At 63.5% G+C, this 14,661-nt stretch carries 12 protein-coding genes; 4 read left to right on the forward strand and 8 right to left on the reverse strand.

Annotated features, from left to right (window positions below; genetic code table 11):
• Positions 1-72 precede the first annotated feature (72 nt).
• Together P3C29_RS28005 and P3C29_RS28010 are read right to left on the reverse strand one after the other, a co-directional pair.
• Positions 73-957, reverse strand: a complete 885-nt coding sequence (locus P3C29_RS28005) for a LysR family transcriptional regulator (protein ID WP_201124901.1) — start codon at positions 955-957, stop codon at positions 73-75.
• Between the two features lie 195 nt (positions 958-1,152).
• On the reverse strand, positions 1,153-3,399 hold the full coding sequence (locus tag P3C29_RS28010) for a TonB-dependent siderophore receptor (protein ID WP_275965980.1): 2,247 nt from the start codon (positions 3,397-3,399) through the stop codon (positions 1,153-1,155).
• Positions 3,400-3,629: 230 nt separating this feature from the next.
• Here P3C29_RS28010 and P3C29_RS28015 point away from each other — a divergent pair, with 230 nt between their 5' ends.
• Together P3C29_RS28015 and P3C29_RS28020 are read left to right on the forward strand one after the other, a co-directional pair.
• Positions 3,630-5,987 carry a DNA polymerase II gene (locus P3C29_RS28015; protein ID WP_275965981.1) on the forward strand — a complete coding sequence of 786 codons (2,358 nt, stop codon included), beginning with the start codon at positions 3,630-3,632 and terminating at the stop codon, positions 5,985-5,987.
• Positions 5,988-6,059: 72 nt separating this feature from the next.
• Entirely contained in the window at positions 6,060-6,638 is a 579-nt protein-coding gene (locus P3C29_RS28020) for a GNAT family protein (protein ID WP_275965982.1), read from the forward strand.
• A gap of 15 nt (positions 6,639-6,653) precedes the next feature.
• Here P3C29_RS28020 and P3C29_RS28025 read toward each other — a convergent pair whose 3' ends face one another.
• On the reverse strand, positions 6,654-6,869 hold the full coding sequence (locus P3C29_RS28025; RefSeq protein WP_003208231.1) for an AbrB/MazE/SpoVT family DNA-binding domain-containing protein: 216 nt from the start codon (positions 6,867-6,869) through the stop codon (positions 6,654-6,656).
• Positions 6,870-6,939: 70 nt separating this feature from the next.
• On the opposite strand from P3C29_RS28025, the gene P3C29_RS28030 reads away from it, so the two are divergent.
• Together P3C29_RS28030 and P3C29_RS28035 are read left to right on the forward strand one after the other, a co-directional pair.
• Positions 6,940-7,560 (forward strand): glutathione S-transferase, encoded by a 621-nt coding sequence (locus P3C29_RS28030; RefSeq protein WP_275965983.1) that lies wholly within the window; start codon positions 6,940-6,942, stop codon positions 7,558-7,560.
• Between the two features lie 164 nt (positions 7,561-7,724).
• Positions 7,725-8,306: a DUF4174 domain-containing protein gene (locus P3C29_RS28035; RefSeq protein WP_177089940.1), complete on the forward strand. Its 582-nt coding sequence runs from the start codon at positions 7,725-7,727 to the stop codon at positions 8,304-8,306.
• 113 nt (positions 8,307-8,419) lie between these two features.
• On the opposite strand, the gene P3C29_RS28040 is transcribed toward P3C29_RS28035, so the two are convergent.
• From P3C29_RS28040 to P3C29_RS28060, 5 genes are read right to left on the reverse strand one after another with little or no spacing between them, the layout of a single operon-like run.
• Complete coding sequence (locus tag P3C29_RS28040; protein WP_275965994.1) at positions 8,420-9,463, reverse strand: acyltransferase family protein; 1,044 nt, start codon at positions 9,461-9,463, stop codon at positions 8,420-8,422.
• A 36-nt stretch (positions 9,464-9,499) separates the two neighbouring features.
• Positions 9,500-10,915, reverse strand: a complete 1,416-nt coding sequence (locus P3C29_RS28045; RefSeq protein WP_275965984.1) for a lipid II flippase MurJ — start codon at positions 10,913-10,915, stop codon at positions 9,500-9,502.
• A 2-nt stretch (positions 10,916-10,917) separates the two neighbouring features.
• Positions 10,918-12,345 (reverse strand): O-antigen ligase family protein, encoded by a 1,428-nt coding sequence (locus P3C29_RS28050; RefSeq protein ID WP_029615747.1) that lies wholly within the window; start codon positions 12,343-12,345, stop codon positions 10,918-10,920.
• A gap of 2 nt (positions 12,346-12,347) precedes the next feature.
• The gene (locus P3C29_RS28055) at positions 12,348-13,451 is read right to left on the reverse strand and encodes a glycosyltransferase family 1 protein (RefSeq protein WP_275965985.1); all 1,104 of its coding nucleotides are present in this window, start codon (positions 13,449-13,451) and stop codon (positions 12,348-12,350) included.
• Positions 13,442-14,659, reverse strand: coding sequence for a glycosyltransferase family 4 protein (locus P3C29_RS28060; RefSeq protein WP_010166648.1), 1,218 nt, complete (start codon positions 14,657-14,659; stop codon positions 13,442-13,444). Before P3C29_RS28060 ends, P3C29_RS28055 begins: the two co-directional genes overlap by 10 nt.
• Between the last annotated feature and the right edge of the window lie 2 nt (positions 14,660-14,661).

Below are 14,661 nucleotides of genomic sequence, written 5' to 3' on the forward strand. Positions count from 1 at the left end.
TTGGCACAGCTGCGGCAACAGGGGAATTGCTAATTGTGGAATCGGCCTTCGCGAAATTCGAAGGCCGAAGGTTTATGCCGGGTTGGCGCTGAGGTAGTCGAACAGCGCCAGGCTGGTCAGTGAAGGCTGTTCCTTGCGCATGCACAGGTACATCTGCCGGTCGGCCCAGCTGTCGTCGATTTCGATAAAGCGCAAGGCCATCTCCTTGCGAAAAATCTGCACCGCGCCCTGTGGCAACACGCCCACGCCCTGGCCGGCGGCGATCAGGCGGCACACCGCTTCGAAACTGCGCACCTGCATCCGCAGCCGCAACGGCATGCCGATCGCTGCGGCGGCGTCGGTAATCAGCGGAGTGATGGCGGCGTTGTCTTCCAGCCCGACGAAGTCATAGCCGAGCAAATCTTCAAAGCGCGCGTGGCGCATTTTCAATGGATGGTCGTGGGGCACGATCAGGCACAGGCGGTCCTGGCAGTAGGGTTCGAAGCGCAGTTCTTCACCGCTGTGCCGGGTGGTGACAATGCCGACATCCGCCACGCCGTCGCGCACCGCCTGGAGAATTTCCCGGCTGCGCTCCTCGCGAATGTCCAGGCGGATGCCCGGGTGCAACGTGTTCCACTGGGTCAATTGGCGCGGCAGCTCCTGGCTCATTGCTGAACTGTTGGCGTACAGGCACACCCGGCCGGTGGCGCCCTTGGCGTAGTCGGCGAGGTCCGCGTGCATGCCGTCCACCGCCCGCAGGATCGACTGTGCATGCTGGGCCAACACCTCCCCGGCCGCCGTCGGTGAAACGCCGGTGGAAGTGCGGGTCAGCAGGGCGACCTTGAAGTGCTGCTCCAGCAGCGACAGGCGTCGGCTGGCGGCAGAGAGGGAGATATGGGATTGCTCGGCCGCCCGGGACAGGTTGCCCAGCTTGACCGCCTTGAGGAACAGCTCGATGGAAGTGAGGTCGGGGGACATGCCGGGGTCCTTGTGCGCAGTGGGTGAAAAACTACGCAGTTGGCACGCGGCTGTCCAATATCCGGCAAACGAAAGGGCTGAAAGCAGATCTGCTTTTCTGTAGGCGCTGGCTTGCCTGCGATAGCATCACCGAGGTGCATCTGACACACCGAGGTGCCTGCATCGCAGGCAAGCCAGCTCCCACATTGATTGGGTTTAGAAGTCGATGCTGGCCGACAACTTGGCCACACGTGGGTCACCTTGGGTCAGGTAGCCGCCGAGTGCCGATTCCCAGTACTTGGTATTGGCGACGTTCTCCACGGTGGCGCCGAGGGTGACGTCACGCTGGTCCACCTTGAAGGTGTAGCGCGCGCCCACGTCGAAGCGGTTCCAGGTGGGCAGGCTGAGGGTGTTGGCCTGGTCGGCGTATTGGCCGCCGGTGCGCAGCATACGACCGTCAACGGTCACGCCTTGCAGGCCGGGCACATCCCAGTCCACGCCGGCGTTGAGCTGGAAGCTTGGTACGCCGACGGCGCGGTTGCCGTCGTTGGTGCCGTTCTGGGTGCCTTTGAGTTCGGTGTGGATAATGGTTGCGCCGCCCAGCAGGCGCAGGCCAGCGATGGGTTCGCCGAAGACGTTGAGTTCTACACCTTTGTTGATTTGGTCGCCTTGGCGAAAGTAAGTCGCAACGGGCTTGCCGAGTGCGTCGACGCCGGTCACTTGGGAATAACCATCACTCGGCTGTTCGATTCGGTAGACACCCAACGTGGCGCCATAGGTGCCCATGTCGACCTTGACCCCGGCTTCGCTCTGTTTCGAGCGGGCAGGTGCAAAGGCTTGATCTGCGTTGAGTACCTTGGCGGTGCCAAACGTAGTAGGCGCGGTTGGCCCCTGTGCCAGCCCTTCAATATGGTTGGCATAGAACGACACATGGTCCCACGGCTTGAACACCAGGCCATACACCGGTGTGGTGATCGACTTGTCGTAGTCGGCAGTGCGAGTGCCGGTGCCGTAGGCAAAGCCCTGAACCACCAGTTCCTGGCGGCGCAAACCGGCAGTCACCAGCAAGCGATCATCCATAAAGCCCAGGGTGTCCGAGACCGCCGCACTGCGGGCGAAGGTCTTGGCGGTGATACCCGGGTCGTTCAGGTCGCCGCCCACCGAGCCACCCTTGACCGGCTCGGCAACGTCCACCGGGTTATAGATATTGCTGGCGTGGCCGGTGAAGTCGAAGTCATAGGCGTTGCGCGCCTGGGCCCAGATGCCGGTCAACTCGAGGTTCAGCCTGTGGCTGACCGAGCCGGTCTGGAACTTGCCGTTCAAGCCCGCCATCAGGCTGGTGTTGTCTTCCTGGTGGGCGATGCGCGAGCCGCTGACGGTGGCATTGCCCAGGGTGTCATTCAGCGTGACCGACGAGTAACGGCCGATCTCGTTGGTGTGTTTGGCACCGCCGGCGATGTAGGCCGTCCAGGTGTCGTTCAGGTCGTACTCGGCGCGCAGCATGCCGAAGGTGTCTTCCAGGCTGCTGGTGCCCCAGTTCGGCGCGTAGTTGGTGTCGGCCGAAGGCGCGTTGGGGATGTGGGTCAGGTTCTGGCCGAGCAATACGGTGTTGCGCCCGCCATTGATCTGCTGTTTCGAGTAGACAAAATCTCCCGACAAGCGCAGCGCATCGCCGCGATAATCCAGGCCAACCGCAAACAGCTTCGAGCGCTGGCTCTCGTCATCAACCCCGGTATCGCCTTCGCGCTGGGAAATATTCACCCGCGCGCCAAACCGATTGTCCTCACCAAAACGCTGGCCGATGTCCAGGTGCTCGCCGACCCGGCCATCACTGCTGATGTCGGTGCTGAAACGGCGCAACGGCACATCATCGGCGCGTTTGGGTTGCAGGTTCACACCGCCGCCAATCCCGGAGCCGCCGGGTGTCACGCCGTTGATAAAGGCGTTGGGGCCCTTGAACACTTCAACGCGTTCCAGGGCGTCGGTGGACATGATCTGGCGCGGCAGGATGCCGTACAAACCGTTGAACGAAATGTCGTCGCCATTCAGCGGCAAGCCACGAATCACAAAGGCCTGGGCCTGGTTCGCATAACCCGACGCCTGGCGCACGGACGAATCGTTGAGCAGCACATCGCCGACGTTTTCGGCCTGCTGGTCGCGGATCAGTTTTTCGGTGTAGGAAGACATGCTGAACGGCACGTCCATGATGTCCTGGTTGCCCAGCACCCCCAGTTGCCCGCCACGGGCGACCTGGCCGCCGGCGTACACCGGGGGCAGGGCATTGGGCGTAGGCGCGTCGGCACTGATGGTGGTGGCGCCCAATTCCAGCGCCTTGCCGTCCTGACTGTTGTTCGCATCCTGCGGGGTTTCTGGAGTTGCGGCGTGAGCGGCGAGGCTCAGGGAGCAGCAAAGGGCGAGCAGGGTAGGGCGAAACGGCACAGCCAAACGGGTGGAAGTGGGCATGGTCGATCCTGACGGCGAACCGTCACTGTGAGGAAAAGGGCAACAACGTTGCGCGTCCTCGCTGCGCGGATACGACTCCGGTACGAATGATAGTAATTGTCATTAACATTCTGCAACAAGTTTGTGAGGTTGCGGTCTCCGTACGCGTAGGTCATTTCCGTTAAATCGCCGCGCCTTGTCACAGGCCGAGTAGAATCACGCCCTGAAAGTGATTCTTGAGGTGTGGCAAGGTGGATTTACAGCAGGGGTTTGTCCTGACCCGGCATTGGCGCGACACCCCGGCGGGCACGGAGGTCAGTTTCTGGCTGGCCACCGATCAAGGCCCAAGGTTTGTGCGCTTGCCGGTGCAGACCTCCGTGATGTTCATCCCCCAGGCCCATCGCAAGCCCGCCGAACTGCAGCTCAAGGGTGAGCGCGGCATCGAGTGGCGCGACCTGGCGCTGTGCGATTTCCACCATCGCCCGGTGCTGGGCCTCTACACCAAACAGCATCGCCAATTGATGGACCTGGAAAAGCGCCTGCGCAAAGCCGGCATCGACGTCTACGAAGGCGACGTGCGCCCGCCCGAGCGCTACATGATGGAACGCTTCATCACCGCGCCGGTGTGGTTCGGCGGCACGCCGGGCGAGGGCGGCATGCTGGTAGAGGCGCAGATGAAACCTGCGCCGGATTACCGCCCGCCCCTCAAGCTGGTATCGCTGGACATCGAGACCACCGCCCAGGGCGACCTGTATTCCATCGCCCTCGAAGGCTGCGGCGAGCGCCAGGTGTACATGCTCGGCCCGCCGAACAAAACCGACGCGGTGGACTTCAAGCTCGACTACTGCGACACCCGCGCCGAACTGCTGGAACGCCTGAACCTGTGGCTCGCCACCCATGATCCCGACGCGATCATCGGCTGGAACCTGGTGCAGTTCGACCTGCGTGTCCTGCACGAACATGCGCAGCGCCTGAACGTGCCGCTGTTGCTCGGCCGTGGCGGCGATGCCATGGGCTGGCGCGAACACGGCAGCCGCAATCATTACTTCGCCGCGGCGGCCGGGCGGCTGATCATCGATGGCATCGAAGCCCTGCGGTCGGCGACCTGGAGTTTTGAATCCTTCAGCCTGGAAAACGTCGCCCAGGCCTTGCTCGGCGAAGGCAAATCGATCTCTACGCCGTACCAGCGCATGGACGAAATCAACCGCATGTTCGCCGAGGACAAGCCTGCACTGGCGCGCTACAACCTCAAGGACTGCGAGCTGGTGACGCGGATTTTCGAGAAGACCGAGCTGCTGAAATTTCTCCTGGAGCGGGCCAGCGTCACCGGCCTGCCGGCAGACCGCAACGGCGGTTCGGTGGCCGCGTTCACTCACCTGTACATGCCGCTGATGCACCGCCAGGGTTTCGTCGCGCCGAACCTGGGAGACAAACCGCCCCAGGCCAGCCCCGGCGGGTTTGTCATGGACTCGCGCCCGGGCCTCTACGAATCGGTGCTGGTGCTCGACTACAAAAGCCTTTACCCGTCGATCATCCGCAGCTTTCTGATCGACCCGGTGGGTCTGATCGAGGGCCTGCGTCACCCCGAAGACAGCGAGTCGGTGGAAGGCTTTCGCGGCGCGCGGTTTTCCCGTACCCGGCATTGCCTGCCATCGATTGTCGCGCGGGTTTCCGAAGGCCGCGAAGTGGCCAAGCGCGAACACAACGCGCCGCTGTCACAGGCCCTGAAGATCATCATGAACGCCTTCTACGGTGTACTCGGTTCCAGCGGTTGCCGCTTCTTCGACACCCGGCTGGCGTCGTCCATCACCCTGCGCGGCCACCAGATCATGCGCCAGACCCGTGAACTGGTCGAAGCCCGGGGCTATGAAGTGATCTACGGCGACACCGACTCCACCTTCGTCTGGCTCGGCAGCGCCCACTCCCAGGAAGACGCCACGCGCATCGGCCTGGACCTGGTGCAGCACGTCAACACCTGGTGGCGCGAGCGCCTGCAGAAGGAGTTCGGCCTGCAGAGTGCCCTGGAGCTGCAATACGAAACCCACTTCAGCCGATTCCTGATGCCGACCATTCGCGGCGCGGAAGAGGGCAGCAAAAAGCGCTACGCCGGGTTGGTCACCCGCGCCGATGGCAGCGAAGAAATGATCTACAAAGGCCTGGAAACCGTGCGCAGCGACTGGTCGCCCCTGGCCCGGCAATTCCAGCAGGAGCTCTACCGGCGGATCTTCCACCGCCAGCCCCATCAGGATTACGTGCGCGACTACGTGCGCCGCACCTTGAGTGGTGAGCTCGACGAGTTACTGATCTACCGCAAACGCCTGCGCCGGCAACTGGGCGACTACGAACGCAACGTGCCGCCCCATGTGCGCGCCGCGCGCCTGGCCGACGAATACAACGACCGCCAGGGCCGCCCCCGCCAGTACCAGAACGGTGGCTGGATCAGCTACGTGATCACCGTCAACGGCCCGGAACCGCTGGAAGTGCGCCAGGCACCGATCGACTACGATCATTACGTCACCCGGCAACTGCAGCCGGTGGCGGACGCGATCCTGCCGTTTGTCAGCGACGACTTCGGCACCCTGGTGGGTGGCCAGATGGGGTTGTTCTAAAACGGCTTGCCTTGCAGTGGCCAGAGCCTGCAATCTTGGCCACTGACGACCACCAGACGGCGCAGCACTCCCATGACTGAAATCACCCTGACCGGCACCACGGTCGAACTCCGCCCCCTGCAACGCGAACACTCGGCCGCCCTGGTACAGGCCGCCGCCGACGGGCAATTGTGGAACCTGAAGGTGACCAATGTGCCGGGCCCCGACACGGTCGACAAGTACGTGGATATCGCCCTGGCCGGGCGTGACGCGGGCACCATGGTGCCGTTTGTGATCGTGCGCCGTGACACCGGCGAGGTGGTGGGCAGCACCCGCTTCTGGAAGGTCGACCGGGTCAACCGCAAGCTGGAGATCGGCCACACGTTTATCAGCCAGTCGGTGCAGAAATCCGGGGTCAACACCGAGGCCAAGCTGTTGCTGCTGACCCACGCGTTTGAAGTCATGGACTGTGTGCGGGTGCAGTTCACCACCGATGAGCTGAATGAGAAATCCCGGGCCGCGATCCTGCGCCTCGGTGCGGTACAGGAAGGGATCGTGCGCCACGAGCGCATCATGCCCGATGGCCGCAAGCGCAACTCGGTGCGCTTCAGCATCATTGATCCGGAATGGCCGCAGGTGAAGGCGGGCTTGCTGGCCAAGCTGGCTTACTGAGGGTTGCCGCAAGCCTCAGGGCTTGTGGCTCAACTCCTCCACCAACTCATCCATCCGGTCGGCGATTTTCGGTGTGGTCGACAACACAAAGCCTTTCTGCGTGCCCACATAGGTCTCGACGATATACAGCGTGTCGCCCACATCCAGCCCCAACTCCTGCAAGGCTTCGTCTGGCAGGCGAATGGCGCCGTCGCCGTCCCAGTCTTCGATCGTGACGCGTTTACTGTGCATGATGGCTTCCCGTTGAACGATTGAACGGCCTAGCCTAACACCTCAACCCACTGCCAGGAGGCTCGGCACCGTGTACACCCTTTACGGAACCCAAGGCACCGGCTCGTGCATCATCGAAATCGCCCTGCAGCGTTGCGGTGTCGAGTGGCGTCAGGTTGACGCCTGCTCCTGGGAGCACAGCGCGGGCAGCGAGGCCCTGGCGCGGATCAACCCGCTCAAGCAAATTCCTACCCTGCAACTGCCCGATGGCAGCGTGTTGACCGAAAGTGCGGCGATCCTGATTCACCTCGGCCTGCAATTTCCTGCCTCCGGCCTGCTGCCCGAGGCGCCTGCCCAAGTCATTCGTGGCCTGGTGTACATCGCGGCCAACTGTTATTCGGCGATCGGCATCATCGACTACCCGGAACGCTGGACCGACAGCGCCGAAGCGCAGCAGCATGAACAGCTGGTCAGCGGCACCCGTCGCCGCCTGCATGGGGCCTGGGAAGTGTTTGCCGATCAATTTGCCGATCAACTGTTCACCCCGGCGCAGGGGCCGAATGCACTGGGGATCATGGCTGCGGTGGTGTCGCGATGGGCGGGAGGGCGTGAGGCGCTACAACAATCGCGGCCTGAGTTCGCCCGGGTGCTGGCACAGGTGGATACCGACCCCGGCGTAGCGCCGGTGTTTGCCCGACACTGGCCGCGGTGAGCAACCGCAATCAAAAGAAACAATGAGGCGTAAGGTGGCTAAACGCCTTGCTTCGCGGGCGTCCTGACCTACGCTTTCTGAAGTTGTCGTAGGAATCATCCTTGAATTTGACTGTCGCAGACATGAAACTCAAGAACCCTGCATGGAATTCAAAGGAGGTGTGCATGCTCATCCGGTCGCTGACCCTGGCTACCTTGATGGCTTTTACGGGGCCGCTGCTGGCCGCGGATGATCTCAATCCGCTCAAGCAGGACCTGGGCAAGTCACGCCCGTTGGTGGTGGTGGAACTCGACTCCGGTAACCCGACGTTGGCCACCCTCAAGAAACAGCTGGACGAGCCTGCCAACAAGCAGTCCTTTGAAGAGCGCAACATGGTGCTCTACACCGTGTCCTTCGGCAGCATCGGTGCCGAGGGCGAGAAGTTCGCCAAGGACGCAAAGGACAACAAGAAGCTCGCGCCGCCTGAAACCAACGCGCTGATCCGTGCACTCAAGCTGGGTGCCGGCAGTGGCACCAAAGTGATTCTGGTGGGCAAGGACGGCGAGAAGAAACTTGAGAAGACCGTGCCGCCGGACACCCTCAACCTGGCGGATTTCTTCAGCGCGATTGACCAGATGCCCCAGGCGGAAAAGGACCTGGCTGCCCCGGCCGAGCCTGAACCCGCGGCCCCGGCGGCTGCCAAGCCTGGCGCCAAGGCCGGCAAGAACACCAAGCATCCAGCGCCCCAACCGGCACTGGATGATTGAGCGTTTTTCTGTAGGAGCTGGCTTGCCTGCGATAGCATCACCTCGGTAATTCAGGCACACCGCGGTGATGCCATCGCAGCCTCGCTAAAGCTCGACAGCTCCCACATCAGGCCTCAAACCCCAGGCTTTTCCCCGGCCACCGCCGGCGCCTTGCGCACCGGGAACGGGAAGTAGAAAAACCGCAGGAAGGCCACCCGCTTGATCACTTCGCCGATCATCAACGGCACCACCACCGCCACCACCAGCCCGATAAACGCCGCCGCCACATCCGGCAACCCCAGGTGCTGCAGCAGGGCAATGGTCTTGTGCTGGATCTCGCCGTGGAAAATCAACAGGATCAGTGTCGACTGTCCGATGTAGGTCATGGCGCGGGTCAGCACCGCAGACGTCATCATCAACCCGGCCAGCGCCCAGCAGATGTACACACCGATCACCGCCAGGGCACTCGTCCACAGCCAATGGTCATAGCGCCGTTGGGCCAGGTCCATGGTGTCCCAGGTCGGGATGAAAATCGCGAAGTACACCACCAGTGCCACCACCATGCTCAGCAGCGAACTCTGGTGTTTGCGCAGAATGTCCCGCAGCAGGTAGCCGAGGATGAAATAGGTGCTGCTGATCAGCGTCACATCCAGGCTGAAGGGCAGCCCCGGCATCGTCCAGGTCTGGCCGCCGACGGTGATCGGTACCTGCCAGAACCAGTCCAGGGTCCAGACCCCCAGCAGTAACTGCACGCCCACCACCACGCAACTCCACACCAGGGACAGGCCCAGGCGTTGCATCAGCCGCAGCATCACCCAGCCAAACAGTATCGCTACCCAGAAGTGCGGCAAAAACCACAAGGCCTGCCACGGCAGGGTATCCACCGAAGCGTAGAGCACGCCACCGATGTCGGGCAGCAGCGGTTGGCCGCGCAGGATGTCGCGCACTAATACGTACACCAGCATCGTGGTGAAGAACGGCTTGAGCAGGGCATCGGCCTTGCGCACCGCCATTTCAACAAACGGCTGCTCAGGCTTGAAGAACACCCCGGAGAGGAAGAAGAACAGCGGCAGGATGAAGACCGCGAGTATCGGGTACAGCAAGTTCGGGGAATGCTCCACGAACCAGCCGTGCCCGAACACGATGATCAGGATGCCAATGCCCTTGGCAATATCCATTTGAATCCAGCGTTTTTTCACCTGACTGCTCCCACTCTATAAATCTGCCTTGCGCCACGGCTTGAGCCACAGGCCCATGCCCAGCAACACCACGGCCCCAGCCAGGGTGCTCAACCCCAGCTGCAGCCAAATACCTTGAATCCGAAACAACACCAACGCGGCCAAACCCATCACCAGCCCACTCAACACCCAGTGCCACTTCCAGGGCAGGGCGCCGAGCAAGCCCTGGCGTTGCATCAACAGCAACGCGGTGCACAGCACCCCGGCGAGGGCGGCGAGCGGGATGCCCGCCAGGCCAAACACAAACGGCAGCACACCCAGCAGCAATACGTTCACCAGGCTCCCCAACAGCTCGCAACGCAGCGGCTGGCGGGTGTCGCCGGCGGCATAGGCGTAGCGCGCCAGCAGGGCATTCCAGGCGCCGAACACCAGCGGCACGGCGAACCAGGCCAACAGCAGCGGCAACGGCGAATCCACCGACTGCGCCGGCAGCAGCAACCCCACCAGGCTTGGCGCCGCCGCCACCAGGCCGACGCCGGCCGGCAGGGTCAGCAGGCTGGCGGTTTCCACGCCGCGCTTGAGCAAGGCCAGGCGCTCATCGCCCTGGCGGCGGCTCATCATGCCCAGCAGCACCTGGTTAAGGCTCATCAGGGCAATCAACGGCAAGTTCATCAGCTTGCGGGCCAGGTTGACCCAGGTCACCGCGCCTTCACCCAGCAAGGACGCCACCAGCCGTTCAATCAACGCCAAACCCTGGCTGGCGCCGTTGCTTAAAAGCAGCGGGCCTATGCGTGCGCCCAGCTCGCGTAATTCCAGTGTTGAAGCCCTCAGCCGCCACGGCCGCCAGCCCAGGCGCAGCATCGACGGCAACAGCGCCAGCGGCATCAGCAGGCTGCCGGTGAGGCAGGCCAGTGCCAGCGAGTGCGGTTGCGTGGCGGTACCGGCGAGGGCGAGGTAGGTCACCGGTGGCAGGTTGAACAGCAACGAGCCGAGCCCCGCGACCACAAAGCGCTCGTTGGCCTGTAGCGGGATACTGAACAGCGCATGCAGCATCAGCCCCGGCACGCTCCAGGCAAGAATCTGCAAGTTGCTGCTGGCGAGGCTGGTGGCCGTCGCCGCCAGCCCCGGGCCGAGCAGTTGCACCAGCCATGGCGCCAGCAACGTCAGCAGCAGGCTGGTCACCAGGGCGATCAGCAGCAGCGCCGGGAACAACACCGCCAGCCAATCCAGGCGCTCGCCGTCCTTGCGTTGCAGGTACAGCGGCAGGGCGGCGGCACTCAGCACGCCCCCGGCCAGCGACATGCGCAACGCTTCGGGCAAAAACAGCGCGATCAGAAACGCATCGCTGCGCTCGCCCGCACCCCAGGCCGCCACCAACAACCACTCACGGGCAAACCCGAGGCACAGCCCCAGCAGGGTCGCCAGGGTCAACCAGAACGCCGATCCCAGCATGCCTAGGGCCCGACGCTATCGAGCACGGGCTTGCGGTAGGACACGGTCTTGACCTTTGGCAGGCGCGCCGGAAACAGCCGCCGCGCCTCCAGCACGTTGATCCCCACCATCAGCCAGAACAGCGCAATCATCACCAGGGCGAAGCTGAAGTAGTGGTCAAAAAAACCGCTGACCAGTGCCGACAGAATTCCCGCCGTGCTGCCCAGCCAGATCGCGTTGTCCTTGGTCAGGCGGATCGGGCCGATCTCCGGCCGGGACTCGCGCCACCAGCGCCAGGTCACGGCGATAAACAGCAGCATGCTGATCACGCCGGTCTTGTAGACGAAGTTCAGCCACAGGTTGGAGATCCCCAGCAAGTGCGTGCCGGGTACCGGTGGGTCAACCTTGAAGCCGATACCCAGCGGGTAGCTGGCCACGGCCTGAGGGAACATCCGGTATTCGTCGAAGCGCACTTCGGTACTCGCGTTCTGGGCCGAAAAGATCGTCGCCAGACGCTCCTGCAACGGTGGGTACGACAGCACCAGCGCCACGGCCAACGCCACGCCGATCATCAGCAAGCGTCCGGTGTAGGGCACCCGACGCGACGCCATCCAGATCAGTACCAGCGCCAGGCTGACCATCGCCCCCCGGCTACTGGCCAACAGCAGGGCTGCCGCACCCAGGCAGGCAACGCCCAGGCCGAGGCCGCGTTTCCAGCCGGTGTTGGTGATGCCGTAGCAGAACGCCAACGGCAGCAGCAGCGCCATGATCCCGCCGGTGGCATTCGGGTGCATCCATGGCGAGCCCATCCGCGACGCCATGGCACCCAGGCCCAGGGACAGGGTGTCGAGGCTGCCGTAGTTCATCAAGGTCAGGATCGGCAACATGCCCGAGGCCGAGCGCGAGCGGATAAATACGCCGATGGACATCACCAGCATCGCCAGGGTGCCCAGCAACAAGGCGATCACCAGGGCTTCGCGGTTCTTCTGTTCAACCAAAAGCTTGGCGGCGAGGAACAGCACCGACAGGTTCAGCAGCCAGCGCAACCAGTTCGCCAGGCCGCTGGCCTCGGCGGTGATGCTGACCTGGCCGACGATAAACGGCACCACGGTGAAGATCATCAGCCACATCAACATGCGGTCGGTAGGGCGCCGCGACAGCGGTGGCGCAGCCGGCAGGCGCGAGAGGAAACCGTGCCAGATCACCGCCGCCCAGGTCAGGGCGATCAGCGCTTCGCTGACCGTACTGCGAATCCCCAGGTTGAGGGTGGAGTAGGGCATGAACGTTGCCACCAGGGCGAACAGCAGCAGTCCCCAGAACGGGAACCGCAAAATCGTCACGGCAGCGGCCAGGCCGATCACCGCCAGCAAGGCCTTGACCGGGGAAAGGAACAGGATCAACCCACCAAACAGCAGGCCGAAGACGATGGCGACGAGGCTACCCAGTGAGATTCTCAATTCAATTCCTCGATCAGTTCGGCCAGGCGCCGACGGTAGGCCTGGTGGTTGAAGCGTTCGGCCCAGCTGCGTAACTGTTCAGGTGGCTGTTCAACGGGTTGGTCGGCCAGGTGCAGCATCAATTGCACCAGGGCTGCGCCGTCGGTGGGTGAAAAACGTGGCGCCAACGGCGGGGTGATTTCGTCCAGCGAGGTACCGCTGGCCACCGCAACCGGGGTGCCGACACTCAGGGCTTCGATCACCGGCAAGCCAAACCCTTCCGCATAGGAAGGCTGCCACAGGCGCGAGGCCTTGCGGTAGAGGCCGTGCAACTCGGCGTCGGACACGCCGCTCAACGCGCGTATCCCGGGGTAATTGCGTTGCGCTTCGGGCAAATGCTCCAGGCTGCCCACCAGCACCAGTTCAGGCACGCTCGGCGATTGGCTGCGGGCCTGGTGCCAGGCGTCCACCAGGAACGGCACGTTCTTGCGCAATTCCCGGGTGCCCACCAACAGCCAGTAGTGCTCGGGCAGTTGCCGGGCCGTGAGGTCCGCCGGCAGTCCGGTAAAGCCGACCACCTGATTGGGCAGCACGCGAATCTTGCCCGCCGCTTTGGGAAACAGCCGCGCCGTTTCATCGGCACTGTACTGCGAAGGCGTCCACACCCGGTCTGCCGTGTGCACCGCATAGGTGATTGACGCGCGATCGCTGGCCTTGTAGATCAGCGCCTTCAGACGATTGGCGTGGTAGTTGTCCAGGGTGATCTGAAACAGATCATGCAGCAGCACCACGGTGCGCAGGCCTTTGGGTTTGGGCGGCAGCGGCAGGCCCATATTGAAGGTGCTGATGTATACATCGATACGCTCATCGCGCAGGGCCTTGGGCAGGAATCCGGCCTCGAAACGCAGGCGCTGATGGGGCTGGTGCATGGCGGTCTTGGCGCAACCCCAGTCCGGGCAATGGGCATTCAGGCGCAGCTCATCGCCGAGCGGCGCGACGCTGAAGCGCTCAAGCTCGATGCCCGGCATGGCGCGCAGGGCGTCTTCCAAGGCGTACACCTGGCGGCTGATGCCCGATTGCGGCGAGGTGCCGACGGTGCGGTAATCGAGGCCTACGCGCATGCCGGCTCCTTTTGGCTCAGGGGCGACAGTTGTGCGTACACCTGCTCCAGTTGGCTGGCGGCGACACTCCAGTCATGGGCGCGGCGCACATAGGCGCGACCGGCTTCGCCCATCGGGGCGGCCACTTCAGGCTGTTGCAGCAGGCGCACCACGGCGTCGGCCAGGCTGTCGGCGGTCTGGCCGCCGAGGTAGTCCAGGCCTTCCACCAGGTCCAGGCCAGACACGCCCTGGTCAGTACTTGCCAGCGGCAGGCCGGCGGCCAGGGCTTCCAGCACCTTGAGCTTGGAGCCGCCGCCATGGCGCAACGGCGCCAAAAACACCGAGCAGCTCGATTGCAGGGCCAGCAGGTTGGGCACAAACCCTTGCCACTCGATGCGCCCGTCTTTCCAGCGTTCGCGCCAGCTTTCGGGCATGCCGAAGCCGCACACGCTCATGCGTGCATCGGGGCAGCGTGCCCAGACCTTCGGCAGGATTTCATCCAGGGCCCACTCGATGGCATCGACGTTGGGCGCGTATTCGTAGTTGCCCAGAAACAGCACACGGCGGGTCGTCGGGTCGGGGCGGGCGGCGGCAAAATGCGCGCAATCCACGCCATTGACCACCACCGGTACCGGCTTTCCGGCAATCTGCGCCAGGGTTTGGGCGTCAGCGTCAGTCACGGCCACCACCTGCGCCGCCTGGCGCATGACCCGGTGTTCCCAGCGGCCGTAGCGCCATTGATCGTAGCGAATGAACGGCAGCGCCCAGCCGGGCAGGCGGTCGTAAGTAGCGGCCCCGAGGGACGATTCGACATTGTGTTCGGTCAGCACAAACGGCTGGGAGCGACGGGCCAATGCATCTTCGTAAGGCTGGAAGGTGTAGGTGTGTTCGATCTGCACCACGTCCCAATGCTCGGCCAGCAAGCGCTCGAAGGTGTCCTGCAGCTCGCCCGACAGGCCATTCACACTGGCCAGCAACGGGTACGGCGCAAACAGCCCGGCCAGCAGGGTTTTCAGGCTGCGCAGCGGGCGGCGCGGCAGGATGATCACGTGCTCCAGGAAGGCTTCCAGTACCTGGCGATCCGTCAGCGACACCGGGTGTTTGTCATGCAACAGCAAGGTGATCCGGTGCCCGCGCGCAGCCAGGCTGCGCAACAAATGAAACTGGCGCGTCTTGCCGCCGCTGGTAGCGGGCCAAGGCGAGTAGGGCAGGATCCAGAGGATGCGCATGG

The sequence above is a fragment of the Pseudomonas sp. 1912-s genome (assembly GCF_029269205.1).
Taxonomy (GTDB): Bacteria; Pseudomonadota; Gammaproteobacteria; order Pseudomonadales; family Pseudomonadaceae; genus Aquipseudomonas.